Consider the following 19,916-nt stretch of genomic DNA (forward strand, 5'->3'; position numbering starts at 1 on the left):
GCAAAAGAGCGTCAGCGCCTCGCCGGCACCTGCCTTTCGACAATGCGAAAAGCGCGGGTGATGACGATGGTGAGGCAGACATAGAAGATGGTGACGACGATCAGAGGCTCGTAGACGAGCAGCGTATCCTGCCTGATCTTGTAGGCGACGGCATAGAGATCCATCACTGTGACGGTAAAGGCGAGCGGCGTTGCCTTCAGTTGCAGCACCACTTCGCCGGCGATCGTCGGCAGGGCGATGCGGATCGCCCGCGGCAACCATATGCGTCGCAGAAGCGTCCAGTGGGTCATGCCGAAGGCGCGACCGGCTTCCAGTTCGCCCTTCGGCACGGCAAGTAGCGCACCGCGCAATACCTCGGCCTCGTAGGCCGCGTAGTTGAGCGTGAAGCTAACCGCCGCGAAGAAGAAGCCCTCACGCACGATCGGCCAAACGAAACTTGAGCGCAGACCCGGGATCATGGGCAGCAAGGATCCGACACCGTAGTAGAGCAACCACAATTGGATGAGCAAAGGTGTGCCGCGCAAGCAGGTGCAGTAACTCTTGGCGCACCATCGCAGCCAGTGGGGTCCGCCGATCTGCGCGAGCGCAAGACCAATCGCCAGGACGAAGCCGAGAGCGACCGAGATGACAAGCAGCATTACGGTCTGCGTCGCGCCTGCGGCGAGAAGCGGCCAATAGTTGGAAACCCATGAGAAATTCACTGCCTATCCCCCTCAGGCTGATTTCGGCTGACCACGCCGGAAATGAGTCTCAAGGCCTCCGAAGACGACATTGGAGACGAGCGTGATCGCCAGGTAGAGGACGGCGGCGGCCAAGAAGAACAGGAAGTAATGCTTGGTGTTACCGGCGGCGAGCCGCGTCGCCAAGGCCAGTTCCTGGTAGCCGACGACGGCAATCAGCGCGCTGTCTTTGGTCACCGACATCCACAAATTGGCCATGCCGGGCAGGGCGTTCGGCATTAGCGCCGGCAGCACGACCCGCCGGAAGCGCAACCAGGGTCGCATGCCGAAGGCGCTCGCGGCCTCTATCTGGCCAATGGGAATGGCGAGAATCGCGCCGCGCAATACCTCAATCATGTAGGCGCCTTGGACGATGCCCAGCACGACGACCGCGGCAAGGAAGCCGTTGATCTCGATCGATGGGAAGCCGAGCGTGGACAGCATCCTGTTGATGCCGTCCGTCCCGGCGTAATAAAGACCGATTATCAGGATCAGCTCGGGAATGGCGCGCACCGCCGTCGTATAAAAATCCAGCAGGGTAACGACGGCACGGCTGCCCTTGAGTTTACCTGTCGCACCGGTCAGCCCGATCAGTATGCCGAACACGTACGCACCGAGCGAAATCAGGATGGTTGAGGCAGCGCCGGCAAGCAGCACCCCACCCCACCCAGGCGGATATGGGGAAAGCAGTTCCACAATGGATGAGCTTGTCGCCATGAAAACAGCTCCTTGGCGTTCGACCGAGGGCCCTGCGGCTCGAACGCTTTTCTCTCTCTGAGAAGGTATCGGGTTGGATAGACGCAGCGAGGCGCGTCAGCCGCGCCTGAGCACTCCGTTCATTTGCCGTAGGGGTCGAAGTCGAAATATTTTTTGGAGATTTCAGCGTATTTTCCGTTCGCTCGAACAGCGGCGATGGCAGTGTTCAGCCTTGCCAGAAGCTCGGTGTCCTCCTGGCGCAAGCCGCCGCCGATACCCTGTCCCAGAACCTGCGGGTCATCCTTGACGTTGCCCTTGTCCTCGCAGCAGCCCTTGCCAAAATCCGTCTGGAGAAAGCTCATCAGCGGGATGGAATCACCGAAGACGTAATCGATGCGGCCGACGGCCAGATCCTGAAACGCTTCGTCGAGCGTGGCATAGGTCTTCTCGGAGGCAACGCTCGCATAATATTTCTTGTAGTAATCCGCTTGGATCGTGGAAACCTGGATGCCGATCGTCTTGCCGGCGAGATCCTCGACCGCGGTGCCGGTCTTTCCATCCTGCGCGCCGATCAGCTTGCTCGGCGTGTTGTAGTACTTGTTGGTGAAAGCGACCGTCTTCTTGCGTTCGTCGGTGATCGACATGGAAGACCAGATAACGTCGAACTTCTTCGATTGGAGGCCGGGAATTAGGCCATCCCACGACATGTCGACGACCGAGCAGGTTTCCTTCATTTCGGAGCAAACGGCGTTCATCAGGTCGATTTCCCAGCCGACCCAATTGCCGCTCGCGTCCTTCGTAAAGAACGGTGGGTAGGCTTCGTTCATGATGCCAAAGCGGATCTCCGCGTTCGCACCGGCGGCCGAGGCGAGAAGAGTGGCTCCGGCAATGAGGCAGATTGTAGTTTTCATGTCAGTTCCCTTTGTTTTTGATTGGCCGGTAACGGTGCTCAGTGGCGTGAAGAGCTTGTGAATTCGCGACATCGGACGCTACTGGGGGCGCCGAAGACCTGCTCCGGCCTGCCCTCTTCCTCAACACGACCCTGATGGAGGAACATCACATGGCTCGAAACATCGCGCGCGAACTTCATCTCGTGGGTGACGAGCAGCATCGTCCGACCCTCGTCGGCGAGATCACGAATGACTTTGAGCACTTCCCCTACCAGTTCGGGATCAAGCGCCGAGGTCGGCTCGTCGAACAGCATCACGGAGGGGTCGACGCACAGCGCCCGCGCAATCGAGGCGCGCTGCTGCTGGCCGCCCGACAGGAAGGCCGGATAGACGTTGCGCTTCTCATATAGGCCGACCTTTTGCAGCAGCGCCTCCGCCTTTTCCGTCGCCTCCTTGCGGCCTATGCCGAGCACATGGATCGGCGCTTCGACGACATTCTCCAAAACGGTCATGTGGGCCCAGAGGTTGAAGCTTTGGAACACCATGCCGAGGCCGGTGCGAATGCGCTCCACTTGCCGCCAATTCGCAGGGTGGGCGCGCCCGTCCGATCCTGCCCTTAAGACCACTTCCTCACCGTTGACGACGAAGCGCCCCCGATCGGGAATCTCCAGAAAGTTGATGCAACGCAGAAAGGTGCTTTTCCCGGAGCCGGAGGAGCCGATCAGCGATATGACGTCTCCCTTTCTCGCGGTGAGGGAAATTCCTTTCAGCACCTGATGAGCGCCGTAGCTTTTGTGCACGTCGTCGACCCGCAAAGCGCAGGAGATATCATTCGTCATCCACTTCGTTCCCCACTTTTTGCGTGGCTTATGGTCAAGGAGTTTAACCCCCGTCTGCTGGGGTTCGGCCGCGCAGTTTGCCGTCCTTGAGGCGTTCCCCCGCGAATATTTTCAAACCTCGCAGTTTTACGGCTTATGCGCGGTTGATGCAGACGACTTTCGGCTGCGTCATATCCTCATAGGCAAAGCGAACGCCCTCCCGCCCCATGCTCCCATGCTTGAAACCGCCGAAGGGCATCGCGTCAAAACGATAGTCTGAGGAATCGTTGATCATGACCCCGCCCGCTTCGATGCCCGCGGCAGCCTCCAGCGCATCGGCGAGGTTGCTGGTGAACATCCCGGCATGCAGGCTGTAATCCGGCTCGTTCGCCATGCAAATCGCGTCGGCAAGCGTCTCGAAGCGCTCAAGCATGACCACCGGCGCGAATATCTCCTCCCGCCAGAGTCTGCTTTGGCGGCCAACGCCCTCAAGCACCGTCGGGCTGTAGAGCGCGCCATCGCGCTGGTGTCCGCACAAAAGCCGGGCTCCGGCTCCGATCGCCTGTTCAACCGCGGTTTCGGCGCGTTTGGCCGCGGTCGGCGAGATCATCGGGCCAACATCCGTCTCCTCACGGCTCGGATCCCCGGCGAGAAGCTTGGCGGTGCCAGCGACGAATGTCTGGCGGAAACGCTCATAGCAACTGGCCTGGACAAGAATGCGCTGCACGCCGATGCAATTTTGACCGGCCGCCCAATAGGCACCCGAAATGCACCCCGCCGCGGCCTTGTCGATATCGCAATCTGCCATGACGATGACCGGTGCGTTACCGCCGAGATCCATGGAAAGCTTCTTCAGCCCGGCAGACCGGGCAATGGCCTCGCCGGTCACAAATCCGCCGGTAAACGACACCATTCGAATATCGCGAGCAGAAACGATGGCGTGTCCGAGGTCGGCGCCCCCGATGGCGACGGTGACGATCGTTTCCGGGAGACCCGCGGCAACCAGCGTCTCGACGAGCTTCAGGGCCGAAAGCGGCGCTAACTCCGAAGGCTTCAGCAGGATCGAATTGCCGCCGGCAATGGCAGGGCCGAGCTTGTGCGCGACGAGGTTCAGAGGATCGTTGTAGGGTGTAATGGCGGCGATCACGCCAAGGGGTTCGCGTGTGAACCAACCTTGACGGGTCTCGGAGCCCGCATAGGCGTCGAACGGCACGATCTCCCCGGCATTACGCTTGGCCTCTTCTGCGGAGAGCTTCAGCGTGTTGATACAGCGTAACGTCTCCTTGCGCGCTTGTACGATCGTCTTGCCTGCTTCGCTGACGATGGTACGGGCGAAAGCCTCGCACTGTTCTTCGACGAGCCGTGCCGCCTTTTCCAGAATCGCTGCACGACGATGCCGGGGTAATGCGCGCGACAGCGTGGCGCCATGTCTGGTGCGGGCAAGGAGCGCGTCGATGTCGTTCGGACCGCTGGCCGAAACGATCTCGACGAGGGAGCCATCATAGGGATTTAAAACGGCGATCTCTGCGGCGGTCGAGGCGATCTGGCGCTTTACAGCAGTCATTCGGCAGCTTCCTTGTTCATGTGGACGGCGCGATGGATGGCGACAATGTCGGAGAGAAGCGCATAGGCCGTCTCGACTCGCCCAGCTCCCGGGCCGGTGACGGTCACGGCACCAAGCAGGTCGGTATTGAAGGAAACCGCATTGATGGCACCGGCCACCCCTGCGAGCGGATGGTCGAGAGCCAAGCGCCGTGGCGCCACGGAGGCCTCGATCCGACCGTCCTCGCCACGAATTGCCGAGCCGATTAACTTCCAACGGCATCGCTCCTTTGCCGCAGACTCGATGTCCCCGACGGTCAGCGACGAGATACCGCGGCAGGAAACGTCACCCGGCGTCAGCGTGGCGCCCAGCAGTTCGTTCGCGAGAATGACCACTTTGAGCCGCACGTCATGGCCCTCGACGTCTGCAGTTGGGTCCGCCTCGGCATATCCAAGTGCCTGCGCCTCACCGATGGCCTCGGAAAAGCCGAGCCCGCTCTCCATGCGACCCAAAACGAAATTTGAGGTGCCGTTCAGAATACCTTCGAAACCGTTGAGCCCAGAACCGGCAAGCATGGTTTTCGCCATGCGGATGACGGGGGTACCGCTCATCACCGCGCCTTCATATTCGAATGAAACGTGGTTGCGGCGGGCGAGCGCCTTGAGATCGGCGGCGGCGAGGGCGACCGGGCCCTTATTGGTGGTGATTACGTGCCTGCCGCTTTCAAGCGCCCAGCGGCAATGGGAAACGGCCGGTTCGCCATCGTAGGGATTGGTGAAGGTTGCCTCCGCGACGATGTCGGCGGGCGCTTGCCTGATGACTTGCTCGTTGTCCGCTTCCGCTGACCCACCGGACAGCTTCGCGAACCCACCCCTCTCGAATCTAGTCTCGATGAGCATGCGAGCGTCGATGCCGTTGGCCGACACGACGGAGCCGAGATTGAGGTCGGTAACCGCGACGATGTTGAGCTGAAAACCAAGTTCAGTGCGCCAGCGGTTGTTTCGTTCGGCCACAAGTTCGGCAAAGGCACGGTTGACCCCACCAAATCCTATAAGTGCGATATTGTATTGTACCATCCCGGTTCCTCATCATAGGTGACGAGAAAAGGATGACGTTACAGAAGGTCAGCGGGAAGCTTGCAGAACGACCAAATTGATGGTCGTTCTGCCAGGCATCGGCCATAGTGTGCAGATTTCCCGCGAAGATCGATAGTGGGTGAAGGCAATAAGTGAAAACAGACAGAAATATGCAGTTTCACCGCGCCGCATCGGGATAGTATGCGGGAAAACGACCGATAGCGACGATCCTTATGGAAACTATTGACCAGCTAGACCGCAAGATTCTGGATATTATCCAGATCGATTGTCAGATGAAGGCCGAGATCATAGGCGATCTCGTCGGCCTCTCGGCCTCTGCCGTGCAGCGGCGTCTGAAACGGATGCGCGATTCCGGAATCATCACGGCCGAGATTGCCCTTGTCGATCGCAAGGCGGCCGGAACCCCAATGATGTTCATCGCGGGGATGGAAATCGAGCGGGAGAATTATGACGCTCTTTCCAAGTTCCGAGTCTGGTTGGCGAAGCAGGCGCACATTCAGCAGGTCTACTACGTGACCGGTTCAGTCGATCTGGTCGCAATTATCACTGCGCGCGATGTTGGACAATATGATGAGATCACGGCCAACCTGATGTCCGAGAATCCTCAGATCAAAAGCATTCACACGAATGTCGTGTTGAAGGATATCAAAGTCGGGATGTTTGTTCCCATCGCGGACTAGGACCCGCTTCTATTCCATCGTTCCGATCCTGGGACATCCAGAAGCATGCATCAAGCCCAGAACTGATCCAGCCACAGATTGAGCTTGTCGAAGCCGCGGTTATTGACCGCGTAGATGCGTTTCGTGCCTTCCGACGTCACCGAGACGAGGTTGCTGTCAAGCAGCGCCTTCAGGTGTTGCGAAACCGCGGGACGGCTGATCGGCAGGCCCTCGGCAAGCTCGTTGACTGTCCGCGGCGCGCGCCGCAATTCCTCCAGCAGAAAGCGCCGGTTCGGATCGGCAATCGCAGAGAAGGGGTCCGTGTTCGACATGGCGGGAAAGCTACGTCAAACCGGCCGTTCCAGCAAGGAAATTGTGCAATGCAGCGTGGTGCTTGCCGCCCTTAGCCGCCAACGCCCTCGCGCACGATCAGCAAGGCGGCGATCAGGGCCATTGCATACATGAAGGGATAGAAAATCTCCGGCTTCATGCGGCGCACGCACCAGGCGCCGGCAAGCGTGGCGAGCGGGGCGAAAGGCAGCAGCGTCGCCGAGGTTGCGAGATTCTGCGTGTCGAGCTGGCCGAGCGCGAAATAGGGGATCAGCTTGACGGCGTTGAGGATCGCGAAAAATCGCACGCTGGTGCCGGTATATTCGCGCGGCTGCAGCTTGAGCGGCAGGGCATAGATCTGGAAGGGCGCGCCTCCGGCATGGGCGACAAAGCTGCCGTAACCCGAGAACGTGCCCCAGAAACCGGCGGCGACCGGCCGCTGGCCGCGCGGCGGAATCACCCTGCCGGCGCCCGGGCCGAAATTGTTCCAGAAATAGCGCAGACAGAAGAAGATGGTCACCGCGCCGATGACGATGCGCAGGATGTTGCCCGGAACCAGCGCCGAGGTCGCCCAGCCGAGGCCGATACCGAAGATCGCGCCGGGCAGCATGATCTTCAGCGTCGTCCAGTCGCCGTGCTTGCGCCAGACGACGAGCGAGATCATGTCCATGAAGACCAGGATCGGCAGCAGGATCGCCGCCGCCTCGACCGGCGAGACGACGAGCGCGAGAAAGGGCAAGCCGATCAGCGACAAAGCGTCGCCCATGCCGCCTTTTGCGAGGCCGATCAGGAGCACGGCGGGCACAGCGGCGTAGTAGAATGACAAATCCTGCGGCATGCTTTCGGCGTCCTCCCCTTGCAAGCCTCCTCTAACGGAACTACTCACACAAAACGAGTGCGGATCCGTCCTTTCGAAGAGGGAATCCGCAGGAAACGGAAAGACCTCATGACCGAACCCGAAAACCGCTGCCGCCTGGTGCTCATCGCCCCTGATATCGCCGACGCCGATGAACAGGCAAGGATCGTCGCCGACGCGCTGAAGGGCGGCGATGTCGCCTCGGTGATCGTGCCGCAATACGGGCTCGACGACGGCACCTTCCAGAAACATGCCGAAAAGCTGGTGCCTGTCATTCAGGATGCCGGCGCCGCAGCGCTGATTGCGGGCGACAGCCGCGTGGCGGGACGGGCCAAGGCCGATGGCCTGCATCTTTCCGGCAATGCCGAGGCGCTGTCGGAGGCGATCGACAAGCACGCGCCGAAGCTGATCGTCGGCGGCGGCAATGCGGCCGACCGGCATACGGCGTTGGAGATCGGCGAAGCCAGGCCGGACTATATCTTCTTCGGCAAGCTCGATGGCGACATCAAGCCGGAGGCACATCCCAAGAACCTTGCGCTTGGTGAATGGTGGGCTTCGATGATCGAAATCCCCTGCATCGTCATGGGCGGCACCGATCCGGCATCGGCGCTCGCCGTTGCGGAGACCGGAGCGGAGTTCGTGGCGCTGCGGTTGGCGGTCTTCGACGATCCCGCCCGGGCGCCATCAATCATTGCCGAGATCAACGCATTGCTTGACGAAAAAGCGCCACGGTTTGAGGATTGAAATCGCGCTCATGCCGATCCCGCCCGCTCGTCTCTTGAAATATCTGCTCGCCAGCATAGCCGGCCTCCTTGCGGCCGGGCCTGATGTCGCCCTGGCGCAGGCGGCCGACCGCGTCATCAGCCAGCCGGGCACGGCGCCGGCTTCGACCTTTCGCACCGATCGGCCCGCCGGTCCCGGCGTGCGCCCCTCCAATGGCGTCGGGGTTTTCGACCGGATGGGCGCGAAGCTGCCGGACCTGCCGCCGGAGAAGGATTACAAGGGACCGATCGACGAGGCTTACGGCGCCTACCAGCGCGGTTATTACCTCACAGCAATGGATAAGGCGCTGCCGCGCGCCCAGCTCGGAGATCCGGCGGCGCAGACGCTGATCGGCGAAATCCTCTCCCAGGGTCTCGGCGTCAAGAAGGACGTTAAGAACGCGGCCTTCTGGTACGGCAAGGCCGCCGAAGGCGGTGATCCGGCGGCCATGTTCAAATATGCGCTGATGCTGATGGAAGGCCAAGGCGTGCCGCGCGACAAGGTCAAGGCCGACGACTACATGCGCAAGGCAGCCGAAGCCGGCAATCCTTCAGCGGAATTCAATTGGGCGCAGATCCTCGTGGCCGACAATCCCGGCGAGAAGGGGCTGAAGCTGGCGCTGCCATTCTATGAGAAATCGGCCGAGCAGGGCATTGCCGATTCGCAATATGCGGTGGCGCAGCTTTACGCGACGCTGAAAGACCTGCCGGAAGAAAAGAAACAGCTCGCCCGCGAGTGGATGGCGCGCGCGGCGCGCGCCGGCTTCGACACGGCTCAACTCGATCTCGGCATCTGGCTCGTCAACGGTGTCGGCGGCCCGAAGGATTATGTCAAAGGTTTCGAATGGCTGAAACTTGCCGCCAATGGCGGCAACGTCGTCGCGCAGAACAAACTCGCCCACCTCTATGTCAATGCCATCGGCACGCCGCCCAATCCGGTCGAGGCGGCGAAGTGGTACGTGCTGTCGCGCCGCGCCGGGCTTGCCGATCCGGCGCTCGAGGATTTTTATCTGGGCATCGAGGACGGCCAGCAGAAGGCGGCGATCGATGCCGCCAACAAGTTCCGCCGGCGCTAAATAATAGCGCCGCGCGTCCCAGCCGGGCGATTTCAAAACAGCGCGTCGGCGAAAAGATCCTCGTCGTTTTCGATTTTGGCAGGCTCGGCGGGAGCAGAGGCGGGAGCGCTGACTTCGCTTGCCGGAATGATGTCACGATGAATGTTGCGCTCCTGAACCATCGTATAGTGCCTGAAGATCTTGCGGTCGAGCGGCGCGATCGCCTCCGCGAGATCGGAAATATCGGCGACCTCGGAGCCGGCGGCCTCATTAAGGACATCGGCGCAGCGGGCAAAGACCTCACCGAGGTCACGCTGGAAATCGAGCTTGCCAATCAGCAGGCCGATTTTGGTGGCGACCTCGCGGCCGTTTTCGGCGAGCACCTTCAGCTCTTTTTCCATCATATCGGCTGCGGAGCGGATATTGCCGACTGCCGAGGTCAGGCTTTCTCCCAGGCCGCCCGCCCCGGCATCCGTGGCCGGAGTGACGCGCCCGGCCGCGGCTTCGAGCGCCGGCAGGCCGCTGACGATGGCGTCGGCGGATTCATCGAGCTTTCCGGCGAAAATGCGCAATTCGGCCGTGACGACGTTGATCGACTTGCCTTCCTCACCGAGACGGCTGCAGCGCAGGTTGGTGTTCAGGGCCATATAATGGATGTCGGTCTTGACGGCGCGGATGTTGGCAATCGCTTCGGAGAGCTTGGCGGCGGTGCCGATCGTCGACTGGCTCACCTGGTCGGCCTGCCGGCTTGCCGTATCGACCTGCCGGACGATTTCGTGGGCGGCTGAAACGCTTGATTCCAGCGCGCGCATGAAATTGCCGCCGGATTCGCCGCTCGCGCCGCTCATCTGGTCGCGCAGCTTGAGGATCTCCCGCATGTCGTGGTCGAAACTGGCGATCGTCGTGACGACGTTTTCCGATTCCCGCTCGAAGTTTATGCACATGTCGCTCATCTGCGCTGCGGTCAGATGGTGAATGACGTTCTGAAGACGCTTGCGTGCGCCGGCGTCGAGCTTCGCGCCCTCCTCGCCGGCAAAGAACTCCTCAAGCAGCGATAGGGTGGCCTGTACATGCTCGATGCGCTGACGGGTGATATCGCCGATCTGCAAGGCGGAGAGCGTCGAGGCGACCTTGCTTTGGACGCCGCGTGCAATCGCGCCGACCTCGCGGGCGACGACGCCGAGATGCTTGCGGTGTTCGGCGATCTTGGCGGCGTCGTCGCGCAGGGCGGCGGCAACGGCCGGAACGGTATCGGCGTAGCCCTTGGAGACACTGGCGCCGAAGGCGGCGGCAAGTTTGACCTCTTTGTCGAGACTGTCGAGATGCGTCGCGAAACGATTGACTTCATCAGTGCCGGAATAGATTCGCTCCAGGATCTCCTGTGCGAAGCCGGCGAATTCGGCAAGGCCGGCGCCGGTGATCTTCACGGTCACGGCGAAAGTTCTGAGGTACCGCATCGTCTCCTGCATGTCGGAGACATATTTGCGCAGATCCCTGCCGGTTTGCGCCAGTGAGACGAGCGCCTGCTGACGGTTTTCTTCGGTGACCGGCAGCGCCGTCAGGCTCTCCACGGTGGCACGGAGATCGGCGCCGGTATCGCTCGCCTCCCCATTGTCGAGCGCCGCCGTGACACCCTCAAGAGAATTCAACAAACGGTTGAGAACATCCATCACCGACAGCAGCACGGTGCCGCCTTCGAGAAAACGTTCCTCGACCCGGCTGCGGGCGGATTCCAGAGTCCGGCCGATGTCCCGCCCGGATGTGTAGGCTGCAGCGGGCGGCGATACCAGAGCGTGTGCCAACTTTTATACCTTTTCTTAAAACACAGGCTTATCTGACACTATTTTTACGCGCAGGATGGAAACGTCCGGTAAACGCGCCGGACTCGTCAGCGTTGTGATTAACGAAAGATGGGGATTGAGCGCCGTAGCGACCTCGCGGTCGGTTAATATCGCTTAACCCACTGCTTTTATTTTATTTGTTTCTAAATTTTGAGGAATAGATACAACTTATCCCGGATGAGAATTGGGAGTCTCAAGACTCGTTATACGGTAGTTTCATACAACCGCTGTTTACCCTGCATTAACGCTGCCGTGAGAGTCCTTCTGGGGTCGTCAAGTATTTCTCGGGCCGGGGAGGCTGCGTTGGACACTCCTAAACAATATTACGAATCTATAAATTTACCGGACTCGCTGAGCATTCGCTCTGTTTCTGAACTATATTCAAAGTTTACAGCCGAATTTCATGAGCGTGATACAATCGTTGTCAACATCCCCGAAAGTGCGGAAGCGGATCTGAGTTTCATTCAACTCATCGAGTCATCGCGTCGCCAAGCAAAAGCTGACGGAAAGACCTTCAAGCTTTCTACACCTGCTCGCGGCTCGGTCCTGAAGGTACTTGAGCGCGCAGGTTTTATCGAATCCTTCGATCACGAAGATTCCAAGTTCTGGTTGCATAAAGGGGAATGATATTATGACTGCAAACATCCTGACTGTTGACGATTCCGCCAGCATCCGCCTGACCACCAAGGTCACGCTGACCAATGCCGGCTACATCGTCACCGAGGCCGCAGATGGGGCCGAAGGCCTCGCGACTGCCAAGGGCAGCCGCTTCGATCTGATTGTGACCGATCTCAACATGCCGGTTATGGACGGGCTGACGATGATCGAGGAGCTCAGGAAGCTGCCCGGGCAGGCCGGCGTTCCGATCATCTTCCTGACGACGGAATCGGATGCCGATCTCAAGGCACGCGCAAAGGCCGCGGGTGCTACGGGTTGGCTGACCAAGCCCTTCGATCCGGAAAATCTCGTGAAGATCGTGAAGAAGGTTCTCGGACGATGAGCACGCTCGATCCCGTTGCCGTGTTCCGCATGGAGGCTGCCGAATGCCTTGAAGCGATCGAGGTCGGTCTTCTCGACCTCACCCACCAGCTCGACAACAAGGATCTTGTCGATGCCGTATTCCGCGGGCTCCACACGCTCAAGGGATCCGGCGCGATGTTCGGTTTCGAGGCGCTCGCCGCTTTCACCCATCATTGCGAAACCGCCTTCGACCGCGTCCGCAAGGGCGAGGTGGCGGCGACCAGCGAACTCGTCGCCGCCGTTCTGGCCGCCCAGGACCATATGCGCGCCCTCGTCGACCGGCCGGATGCCGATCACGGCGATACCGGCAGCAAGCTTCTGGCGCAGCTGCAGGCGGCCGTCGGCGGCAAGCCGGCGGCGCCTGCGGCCGGACCGGCCGCTGTTGCTACGCCCGTGGTCGTGCGTGAGATATCGGCGAAGAAGAACAGCTGGCGTATCCGCTTCAGTCTGCCCGCCAACTCGATGGCCAACGGCACCAACCCGCTCGGCCTGCTGGACGAGCTGCGCGATCTCGGCGAATGCACGGTGCGCGCCAACACCTCGGCCATTCCGCCGCTTGACGAGCTCACGCCGACGGAACTCCATATTTCCTGGGACGTGATGCTGACTAGCGAGCAGGACCGCTCGGCGATCGACGACGTCTTCATCTTCGTGCTCGACGATATGGAACTCAGCGTCGAGGAGATCGCCGGGTCGGCAACCGCTGCTCCGACCGTGGAGCGGGCCGCAGCTGCACCGGTCGCCGCAGTATCGGTGGCCGTTCCGCCGGCTGCCGTTCCGGAGTTTCGCCCGGTCGAGGCGGTTCCGGCCCGGCGCGAGGCGCCCGCCGCCGCCAGCCAGGCGAAGGCGGCCGAGAATGTTCGCGTTCCGGCCGAGCGTCTCGACGAGCTGATGGACCGGGTCGGCGAGCTTGTCATCGCGCAATCACGTCTCAGCCAGCTTGCCAGCGCCAGCGCCGATATTGCGCTGCGCTCCGTCTCGGAAGAAATCGAACGCCTGTCCGGTGAATTGCGCGACACGATGATGGTGCTGCGCATGGTGCCGGTCGCAACCCTGTTCTCCCGCTTCCGCCGCCTCGTCCACGATCTCGCCCGCGAGACCGGCAAGGTGATCGAGCTGGTGATGGAGGGCGAGACCACCGAAGTCGACAAGACGGTGATCGAACGGCTGGCCGATCCGCTGGTGCATCTGGTGCGCAATTCGATCGATCATGGTCTCGAGGTGCCTGCCGACCGCCTTGCCGCCGGCAAGACCGAAGCCGGCACGGTGGTCCTTTCCGCCCGCCAGGCCGGCGGCGAGGTGATTATCTCGATCAAGGACGACGGCCGCGGCATCAATCGCGAACGGGTTCGCGCCAAGGCGGAATCCTCCGGCCTTATCCATCCCGGCCAGCCGCTCTCCGATTCCGAGCTGCTGCAGCTGATCTTCGCTCCGGGCTTCTCGACGGCTGCGGCGATCACCAATCTGTCCGGGCGCGGAGTCGGCATGGACGTGGTCAAGAAAACGGTCGAAGAGCTGCGCGGCGCGATCGACATCGTCAGCGTGCCGGGGCAGGGTTCGGAAGTATCGCTGCGCATCCCGCTGACGCTTGCCATCATCGACGGCCTGCTGGTGCGTGTCGGTTCCGGCCGCTACGTCATCCCGCTTTCGGCAGTCGAGGAATGCCTCGAACTGTCACTCGAGGAAGATCTCCGCTCGCGCGGCCGCAGCTTCATCTCGCTGCGCGACAGCCTGGTGCCGTTCCTGCGCCTGCGCGATCTTTTCCGCACCGGCACGAAACCCGACGTGCATCAGAAGGTCGTCGTCATCTCGACCGGCACGGAGCGCGTCGGCCTCGTCGTCGATCAGATCATCGGCGACCACCAGACGGTCATCAAGTCGATGTCGAAACTGCATAACGACGTGGCGACCTTTTCGGGCGCCACCATTCTCGGCGACGGCAGCGTCGCCCTCATTCTCGACGTCGGGCACCTGGTGGCCGCGGGTCAGCAACAGGAGGCGCAATTGCGGGTAGCAGGATGAGTGCAGCAGCAACAGCCGAACGGTTCGACAATCACTGGAACTATGCCGAGGAAGTCGAGGTGCTGACCTTCGATCTCAACGGCGAGACCTTCGCGCTGGAAGCGGTCATCGTCCAGGAAATCCTGGACCTGCTTCCGGAGACCGCGGTGCCGGGAAGCCAGCCCTTCGTCGCCAGCGTCATCAATTTTCGCGGCAAGGTCATTCCGCTGGCCGATCTGCGTCTCGCCTTCGGGATGGAGGCGGCGGAAGCCACGATCGACAGCCGTATCATCGTCATCGAGATCGATCTGCAGGGCGAGCCGACGCTGGTCGGCCTCAGAACCGACAAGGTGAACGAGGTGACGACGCTGGCAAAGACAGCGAGCGAGGCGCCGCCGAGCATCGGCATGCGCTGGCGCGCCGACTACATCAACTGCCTGGTGAAGAGGGGTGGAGAGTTCATCATTCTCCCCAATCTGCAGGCGATTTTTTCATCGAGGCACAAGGCGGCGGGAGCCGTCAGCTGACGTTGGATGAATTCAAACTTGGGGGTTTGACATGCGCTTGACAATAAAGACGAAACTGGTGACGGCGTTCACCTTCATCATTCTGATGTTATTGGGCACCGCCGCTTATGGAATTTTCAGCCTTGGATCGCTGAACGATACGATCGGCAATCTTCTTGCCGGTCCGGCGGCCCGCCTCGACCTTGCGCAGCAGATCAACATCGCGCAGCTCGAAGCCATCCGCCAACAGAAGAACCTGCTCACCGCCCGCGGCGCCGATGAAGCCGCCGCGGCAATTGAAAAAGGCAACCAGGCGCGCAAGGACTTCAGTGACGCCTTCAATCAAGTGCTGACGCTCGCCACGGAAGAAGGCAAGGCGCGTTGGGCGCGTATCGCCGACTTTTCCAAATCCTTCAACGCGGCCGACGACCAGATCCGTGACTACCTGAAGGCCGGCAATGCGGACGGCGCAAACACGGTCTCCATCACCGCAGCGCGTGCGGCCGCCAATGATATCGACGCGACACTGGCCGAGATTCTGGCGCTGGAAAAACAGCGCATGAAGGCCGCCGACGCCGATGCCGACGCGCAGTATACGACGACACGCACGACGATGATCGCCGTTGCCACCGTTGCACTGCTGATTGCCGCGATTACCGCCTTCTGGATCGCCAGCACGATCAGCAAGGGCCTCAAACGCGCCAACACCGTGGTTCGCGAAGTGTCTGAAGGCGATCTGACCAAGATGGCCGATATCACCAGCCACGACGAAATCGGCGAGCTTCTCGGCAACGTCAACACGATGATCGAACGCCTGCGCGGCGTCGTCGCCGACGCCTTGTCGGCTGCCGATAACGTCTCTTCCGGTAGCCAGCAGCTCTCGGCAAGTTCGGAACAGGTATCGCAGGGCGCCACCGAGCAGGCGGCTTCCGCCGAAGAGGCCTCCGCCTCGATGGAGCAGATGGCCGCCAACATCAAGCAGAACGCCGACAATGCCGCCCAGACGGAGAAGATCGCCCGTCAGTCGGCCAAGGATGCGGAAGCGAGCGGCGAGGCGGTGACGCGTGCTGTCGACGCCATGCGTACAATCGCTCAGAAAATCGGCATCGTCCAGGAAATCGCCCGCCAGACCGACCTGCTGGCGCTCAACGCCGCGGTGGAAGCAGCACGTGCCGGCGAACACGGCAAGGGGTTTGCAGTCGTCGCCTCCGAAGTGCGCAAGCTTGCCGAACGCAGCCAATCGGCCGCCGCCGAAATCAGTTCGATGTCGAGCGACACGGTCAAGGCTGCAGCCGATGCCGGCGAGATGCTCGGCCGCTTGGTGCCTGATATCCGCAAGACGGCCGAGCTGGTTTCCGAAATCAGCGCCGCCTGCCGCGAGCAGGATATCGGCGCCTCGCAGATCAACGAGGCGATCCAGCAACTCGATAAGGTGACGCAGCAGAATGCCGGCGCCTCCGAACAAATGTCTGCGACCTCGGAAGAACTCGCGAGCCAGGCGGAAGAGCTGCAGACGTCGATCGCCTTTTTCAAGGTCGACACGACGGGCGGGCAACGCGAGCGCGCGCCGGCCGCGAAACTCACTGCTCGCAGCCGGGTCCAAGCCGCACCGCGCAAAACGGGCGGCAAGGCACCGGCCAATACGGTCGCCGGCCAGCAGGCGCGCGTGAAAGGATTTGCCCTCGACATGTCGATGGGCGGTCCCGACACCGCTGATGACGAGTTTCGGGAGAGCGCGTGAGCCCTTCCCGGGGGACGCTTAGGCGTTCCCCTTCGATAACTGTTGTGGGCCGGCTGGCACGGCCCGCGACGCGCTTTCGGCGCTTGGGGAAGCGATATGGACGCTTATTCATTTCTGCCGTCGGCTTTCGCCGGATGGAATTTCTTTGCTGCATGATGCCGCGCCAATTGGACCATATTTCGCTCTCTGAGAGGGATATTGAGATGCGTATTACGATCAAACTAAAACTCGCGGCTGCATTCGGCTTTGTCATATTGTTGCTGGTGGGCAGCGCGGCATATGGGATATTGAGCCTCGGTTCACTGAACGACGCCGTCGGCAACCTTATTTCCGGTCCCGCTAAAAGGCTGGAAATCGCTCTGGAAGCAAAGACCGCCGAGCTCGATGCCGTTCGCTGGCAGAAGAACGCCCTTCTCGAAATGGATCCCGAAGCGGTCAGGAAGAACTATCAGAATGCCGCGAAGAGCGTAGACGAAATGATCGCGTTCGTGACAAGCGGCCAGCAGCTCGCAACTCCTGAGGGCAAGCCGAGTTGGGACAGGCTGCTCGATCTCGCCAAACGCTTCGACGAAGGGTCCAACAGAGTCGCCTCTATCCAGGAAGGCGGCGACAGGGCAGGAGCCGTGGCGCTGTCCTCAGGAGAGGTTCGCCGCCTCGTCCTGGAGCTGGAAGACGTTTTCGAGACGCTCGTCACGCTTCAGCAGAAAGCGATGGCCCAGGCCGATAATGACACCGACATCCTCTACAGTTCGACGAAGAATACGCTGATCGGTGTAGCGATCGGGGCTTCCGTCATTGCTTTCGGGGCAGCGCTTTGGATCGCGCTCGGGGTCAACAGCGGCCTCAGCAAGATCATGAACGTTGCCAGCGCTGTGGCGATCGGCGACCTGAACCAGAAGGTAGAGATCAGGAGCAACGACGAGATCAAGGATCTGGTCAACACGATCAATGTCATGACGGATAATCTTCGCGTCACCGCCGGCATTGCCAGGCAGATCGCCGACGGCGACCTGACGGTGTCCCCGAAGCCGCTCTCGGAGAAGGATACGCTCGGCATCGCGCTCGAGCAGATGGTCGAGCGCCTGCGCGGCGTCGTTGCGGATGCGATCACGGCCGCAGAAAATGTTTCGGCCGGCAGCCAGGAACTTTCGGCAAGCTCGGAGCAAGTATCGCAGGGCGCCAGCGAACAGGCGGCTTCGGCCGAAGAGGCCTCCGCCTCGATGGAGCAGATGGCCGCCAACATCAAGCAGAACGCCGATAATGCCGCGCAGACCGAAAAGATCGCCCGTCAGTCGGCCAAGGATGCGGAGATGAGCGGCGAAGCGGTTTCGCGCGCCGTACAGGCGATGCGGACCATCGCCGAGAAGATCGGCATCGTCCAGGAAATCGCCCGCCAGACGGACCTACTGGCGCTCAACGCCGCGGTGGAAGCAGCGCGTGCCGGCGAACACGGCAAGGGGTTTGCGGTCGTCGCTTCGGAAGTGCGCAAGCTTGCCGAACGCAGCCAATCGGCCGCCGCCGAAATCAGTTCGATGTCGAGCGACACGGTCAAGGCCGCCCAGGATGCCGGCGACATGCTCGGCCGGCTGGTGCCCGATATCCGTAAAACGGCCGAGCTGGTTTCGGAGATCAGCGCCGCCTGCCGCGAACAGGATATCGGTGCCGGCCAGATCAACGAGGCGATCCAGCAGCTCGATCGGGTGACGCAGCAGAATGCCGGCGCCTCCGAGCAAATGTCTGCGACCTCGGAAGAACTCGCGAGCCAGGCGGAAGAGCTGCAGACGTCGATCGCCTTCTTCAAGGTCGATACAACAGGCGGTCGCCAAACCCGTATGCCGACCGCCAGGGTGACGGTCCGCAGCTCGGCGCCCGTCGCCGGCCGCAGCCTCGGCGGCAGGAAGCTCGCCGCCAACAGCGTCACCGGTCAGCAGGCGCGGGCAAAGGGCTTCGCTCTCGATCTCTCCATGGGCGGTCCCGATGACGGGGACGTCGAATTCAAGGAAAGCGCCTGATCATGGCTCCAACATCTCTTGAAGCGCAATTCGTGACCTTCAGCCTCGGCGAGGAGATTTTCGCCGTACCGGTCGAGGTCGTCCGGGAAATCCTCGACTATGCGGAAGCTTTCAAGATTCCGAATGGTCCCGACTATCTGCTCGGCCTGCGCGATGTGCGCGGGCAGGGTGTGCCGACCATCGATCTTCGACTGAAGCTCGGCATGACGAAGACCGAGCCGACACCGCATACGCGGGTGCTCGTCCTCGACGTGCCGATGGAAAATCGGCTTCTCACGCTCGGCCTCGTTGCCGACCGCGTCTTCGAGGTCACGCCGTTTCGGCGTGACCAGATCGAGGCGGCGCCCGATATCGGCGTGCGCTGGCGTTCGGACTATATTGCCGGCGTCGTTCGCCGCGAAAACGGCTTTGTCGTCATCATCGATCTCGCGCGGCTGCTGTCGCGCGAGGACGCCTCTGCACTGCAATCGGCGGCCTGACCGCGCGTCAACCCGGAGTACTGCGTCTTATGAGTATGGCAGCAGCGGTGGAAACCCAATTGCCGGGCGACCGGATCAGCAAGCGCAATTTCGACAGGCTTGCCCGGTTCATCTACGACTATAGCGGCATCAAGATGCCGCCGACCAAGCTGACGATGCTCGAGGGTCGGCTGAGGCGCCGCCTTCGGGCAACCAATCATGCGACCTTCGACGATTATTGCGACTTCCTGTTCAATCAGGACGGTCTTGCCCAGGAAACCGTCTACCTGATCGACGTGGTGACGACGAACAAGACCGACTTCTTTCGCGAAGCCAAACATTTCGACTATATGCAGAGCGTGGCGCTGCCGGTGATCGCCGGCAGCGGCGTTCGCACCATTCGCACCTGGAGTTCGGCTTGCTCTACGGGAGCCGAACCCTATACGATGGCGATGGTGCTGGCCGAATTCACCGAAGGCCGCAACGACGTCTCCTACAGCGTACTGGCGACCGATCTTTCCACCGACGTGCTGCAGACGGCGCGCCGGGGTATTTATCCGGAAGATCTCATCGCGCCGGTGCCGCGAGACCTGCAGCGCAAATATGTGCTGACGGCCAAGCAGCCGGATCGGCGGGAGGTGCGGATCACGCCGAAACTGCGCAGCAGAATCGGTTTTGCCCGCATGAACCTGATGGATGAGAAATATCCGATCGGCGAGCCGATGCACGTTATCTTCTGCCGCAATGTGCTGATCTACTTCGACAAGCAGACTCAGGCGGGCGTGCTCAACCGCCTCTGCGATTGCCTGGCGAAGGGCGGATACATGTTCATCGGCCATTCCGAATCGATCACCGGTTTCGATCTGCCATTGAAGCAGGTTTCCAACACGGTATTTCAGCGTATCTAGTGTAC

At 61.2% G+C, this 19,916-nt stretch carries 20 protein-coding genes; 11 read left to right on the forward strand and 9 right to left on the reverse strand.

Annotation, left to right across the window (positions count from 1 at the left end; translation table 11 throughout):
* Nucleotides 1-11 precede the first annotated feature (11 nt).
* From EFR00_RS13830 to EFR00_RS13855, 6 genes are all read right to left on the reverse strand, one after another.
* The gene (locus tag EFR00_RS13830) at nucleotides 12-701 is read right to left on the reverse strand and encodes an ABC transporter permease (protein ID WP_038691197.1); all 690 of its coding nucleotides are present in this window, start codon (nucleotides 699-701) and stop codon (nucleotides 12-14) included.
* 12 nt (nucleotides 702-713) lie between these two features.
* Nucleotides 714-1,436, reverse strand: coding sequence for an ABC transporter permease (locus EFR00_RS13835; RefSeq protein WP_038691195.1), 723 nt, complete (start codon nucleotides 1,434-1,436; stop codon nucleotides 714-716).
* Nucleotides 1,437-1,555: 119 nt separating this feature from the next.
* A complete protein-coding gene (locus EFR00_RS13840) occupies nucleotides 1,556-2,326 on the reverse strand; it encodes a transporter substrate-binding domain-containing protein (RefSeq protein WP_009992142.1) in 771 nt (256 codons plus the stop codon).
* A 38-nt stretch (nucleotides 2,327-2,364) separates the two neighbouring features.
* Nucleotides 2,365-3,144, reverse strand: coding sequence for an ABC transporter ATP-binding protein (locus EFR00_RS13845; protein WP_077990601.1), 780 nt, complete (start codon nucleotides 3,142-3,144; stop codon nucleotides 2,365-2,367).
* 133 nt (nucleotides 3,145-3,277) lie between these two features.
* Entirely contained in the window at nucleotides 3,278-4,687 is a 1,410-nt protein-coding gene (locus EFR00_RS13850) for an aldehyde dehydrogenase family protein (protein ID WP_077990599.1), read from the reverse strand.
* Nucleotides 4,684-5,742, reverse strand: coding sequence for a homoserine dehydrogenase (locus tag EFR00_RS13855; RefSeq protein ID WP_077990596.1), 1,059 nt, complete (start codon nucleotides 5,740-5,742; stop codon nucleotides 4,684-4,686). Before EFR00_RS13855 ends, EFR00_RS13850 begins: the two co-directional genes overlap by 4 nt.
* A 233-nt stretch (nucleotides 5,743-5,975) precedes the next feature.
* On the opposite strand from EFR00_RS13855, the gene EFR00_RS13860 reads away from it, so the two are divergent.
* Nucleotides 5,976-6,443, forward strand: a complete 468-nt coding sequence (locus tag EFR00_RS13860; protein WP_009994841.1) for an Lrp/AsnC family transcriptional regulator — start codon at nucleotides 5,976-5,978, stop codon at nucleotides 6,441-6,443.
* Nucleotides 6,444-6,493: 50 nt separating this feature from the next.
* Here the strand turns inward: EFR00_RS13860 and EFR00_RS13865 are convergent, their stop codons facing one another.
* Complete coding sequence (locus tag EFR00_RS13865) at nucleotides 6,494-6,754, reverse strand: ArsR/SmtB family transcription factor (RefSeq protein WP_003552646.1); 261 nt, start codon at nucleotides 6,752-6,754, stop codon at nucleotides 6,494-6,496.
* A 71-nt stretch (nucleotides 6,755-6,825) separates the two neighbouring features.
* Nucleotides 6,826-7,590, reverse strand: coding sequence for a sulfite exporter TauE/SafE family protein (locus tag EFR00_RS13870; protein WP_077990593.1), 765 nt, complete (start codon nucleotides 7,588-7,590; stop codon nucleotides 6,826-6,828).
* A gap of 108 nt (nucleotides 7,591-7,698) precedes the next feature.
* Between EFR00_RS13870 and EFR00_RS13875 the strand changes: the two genes are divergently transcribed.
* Nucleotides 7,699-8,352, forward strand: coding sequence for a thiamine phosphate synthase (locus EFR00_RS13875; protein ID WP_038691182.1), 654 nt, complete (start codon nucleotides 7,699-7,701; stop codon nucleotides 8,350-8,352).
* A gap of 10 nt (nucleotides 8,353-8,362) precedes the next feature.
* Nucleotides 8,363-9,445, forward strand: a complete 1,083-nt coding sequence (locus EFR00_RS13880; RefSeq protein ID WP_077990854.1) for a tetratricopeptide repeat protein — start codon at nucleotides 8,363-8,365, stop codon at nucleotides 9,443-9,445.
* Nucleotides 9,446-9,477: 32 nt separating this feature from the next.
* On the opposite strand, the gene EFR00_RS13885 is transcribed toward EFR00_RS13880, so the two are convergent.
* Nucleotides 9,478-11,226, reverse strand: a complete 1,749-nt coding sequence (locus EFR00_RS13885; protein ID WP_077990590.1) for a chemotaxis protein — start codon at nucleotides 11,224-11,226, stop codon at nucleotides 9,478-9,480.
* Between the two features lie 342 nt (nucleotides 11,227-11,568).
* On the opposite strand from EFR00_RS13885, the gene EFR00_RS13890 reads away from it, so the two are divergent.
* The 8 genes from EFR00_RS13890 to EFR00_RS13925 all read left to right on the forward strand — a co-directional run bounded on the left by EFR00_RS13890 (nucleotide 11,569) and on the right by EFR00_RS13925 (nucleotide 19,911).
* Nucleotides 11,569-11,892, forward strand: coding sequence for an STAS domain-containing protein (locus EFR00_RS13890; RefSeq protein ID WP_077990587.1), 324 nt, complete (start codon nucleotides 11,569-11,571; stop codon nucleotides 11,890-11,892).
* 4 nt (nucleotides 11,893-11,896) lie between these two features.
* On the forward strand, nucleotides 11,897-12,265 hold the full coding sequence (locus tag EFR00_RS13895; protein WP_077990584.1) for a response regulator: 369 nt from the start codon (nucleotides 11,897-11,899) through the stop codon (nucleotides 12,263-12,265).
* A complete protein-coding gene (locus tag EFR00_RS13900; protein WP_077990581.1) occupies nucleotides 12,262-14,307 on the forward strand; it encodes a chemotaxis protein CheA in 2,046 nt (681 codons plus the stop codon). The genes EFR00_RS13895 and EFR00_RS13900 overlap by 4 nt, the downstream gene beginning before the upstream one ends.
* Nucleotides 14,304-14,813 (forward strand): chemotaxis protein CheW, encoded by a 510-nt coding sequence (locus EFR00_RS13905; RefSeq protein WP_009986416.1) that lies wholly within the window; start codon nucleotides 14,304-14,306, stop codon nucleotides 14,811-14,813. The genes EFR00_RS13900 and EFR00_RS13905 overlap by 4 nt, the downstream gene beginning before the upstream one ends.
* Before the next feature lie 85 nt (nucleotides 14,814-14,898).
* Complete coding sequence (locus EFR00_RS13910; RefSeq protein ID WP_425376253.1) at nucleotides 14,899-16,533, forward strand: methyl-accepting chemotaxis protein; 1,635 nt, start codon at nucleotides 14,899-14,901, stop codon at nucleotides 16,531-16,533.
* Nucleotides 16,534-16,736: 203 nt separating this feature from the next.
* A complete protein-coding gene (locus EFR00_RS13915) occupies nucleotides 16,737-18,545 on the forward strand; it encodes a methyl-accepting chemotaxis protein (RefSeq protein ID WP_077990851.1) in 1,809 nt (602 codons plus the stop codon).
* Between the two features lie 2 nt (nucleotides 18,546-18,547).
* Nucleotides 18,548-19,024, forward strand: a complete 477-nt coding sequence (locus tag EFR00_RS13920) for a chemotaxis protein CheW (RefSeq protein WP_009996542.1) — start codon at nucleotides 18,548-18,550, stop codon at nucleotides 19,022-19,024.
* A 29-nt stretch (nucleotides 19,025-19,053) separates the two neighbouring features.
* On the forward strand, nucleotides 19,054-19,911 hold the full coding sequence (locus EFR00_RS13925) for a CheR family methyltransferase (RefSeq protein ID WP_038691170.1): 858 nt from the start codon (nucleotides 19,054-19,056) through the stop codon (nucleotides 19,909-19,911).
* The last annotated feature ends 5 nt before the right edge of the window (nucleotides 19,912-19,916 follow it).

The sequence above is a fragment of the Rhizobium sophoriradicis genome (genome assembly GCF_003939025.1).
Lineage (GTDB): Bacteria > Pseudomonadota > Alphaproteobacteria > Rhizobiales > Rhizobiaceae > Rhizobium > Rhizobium sophoriradicis.

What these genes read in the sequence shown, in the direction of transcription:
- EFR00_RS13835 (WP_038691195.1), bottom strand. Translation starts at nt 1,436, where the DNA reads ATGGCGACAAGCTCATCCATTGTGGAACTGCTTTCCCCATATCCGCCT.
- EFR00_RS13840 (WP_009992142.1), bottom strand. Translation starts at nt 2,326, where the DNA reads ATGAAAACTACAATCTGCCTCATTGCCGGAGCCACTCTTCTCGCCTCG.
- EFR00_RS13845 (WP_077990601.1), bottom strand. Translation starts at nt 3,144, where the DNA reads ATGACGAATGATATCTCCTGCGCTTTGCGGGTCGACGACGTGCACAAA.
- EFR00_RS13850 (WP_077990599.1), bottom strand. Translation starts at nt 4,687, where the DNA reads ATGACTGCTGTAAAGCGCCAGATCGCCTCGACCGCCGCAGAGATCGCC.
- EFR00_RS13855 (WP_077990596.1), bottom strand. Translation starts at nt 5,742, where the DNA reads ATGGTACAATACAATATCGCACTTATAGGATTTGGTGGGGTCAACCGT.
- EFR00_RS13860 (WP_009994841.1), top strand. Translation starts at nt 5,976, where the DNA reads ATGGAAACTATTGACCAGCTAGACCGCAAGATTCTGGATATTATCCAG.
- EFR00_RS13865 (WP_003552646.1), bottom strand. Translation starts at nt 6,754, where the DNA reads ATGTCGAACACGGACCCCTTCTCTGCGATTGCCGATCCGAACCGGCGC.
- EFR00_RS13870 (WP_077990593.1), bottom strand. Translation starts at nt 7,590, where the DNA reads ATGCCGCAGGATTTGTCATTCTACTACGCCGCTGTGCCCGCCGTGCTC.
- EFR00_RS13875 (WP_038691182.1), top strand. Translation starts at nt 7,699, where the DNA reads ATGACCGAACCCGAAAACCGCTGCCGCCTGGTGCTCATCGCCCCTGAT.
- EFR00_RS13880 (WP_077990854.1), top strand. Translation starts at nt 8,363, where the DNA reads ATGCCGATCCCGCCCGCTCGTCTCTTGAAATATCTGCTCGCCAGCATA.
- EFR00_RS13895 (WP_077990584.1), top strand. Translation starts at nt 11,897, where the DNA reads ATGACTGCAAACATCCTGACTGTTGACGATTCCGCCAGCATCCGCCTG.
- EFR00_RS13900 (WP_077990581.1), top strand. Translation starts at nt 12,262, where the DNA reads ATGAGCACGCTCGATCCCGTTGCCGTGTTCCGCATGGAGGCTGCCGAA.
- EFR00_RS13905 (WP_009986416.1), top strand. Translation starts at nt 14,304, where the DNA reads ATGAGTGCAGCAGCAACAGCCGAACGGTTCGACAATCACTGGAACTAT.
- EFR00_RS13910 (WP_425376253.1), top strand. Translation starts at nt 14,899, where the DNA reads ATGTTATTGGGCACCGCCGCTTATGGAATTTTCAGCCTTGGATCGCTG.
- EFR00_RS13915 (WP_077990851.1), top strand. Translation starts at nt 16,737, where the DNA reads ATGCGTATTACGATCAAACTAAAACTCGCGGCTGCATTCGGCTTTGTC.
- EFR00_RS13920 (WP_009996542.1), top strand. Translation starts at nt 18,548, where the DNA reads ATGGCTCCAACATCTCTTGAAGCGCAATTCGTGACCTTCAGCCTCGGC.
- EFR00_RS13925 (WP_038691170.1), top strand. Translation starts at nt 19,054, where the DNA reads ATGAGTATGGCAGCAGCGGTGGAAACCCAATTGCCGGGCGACCGGATC.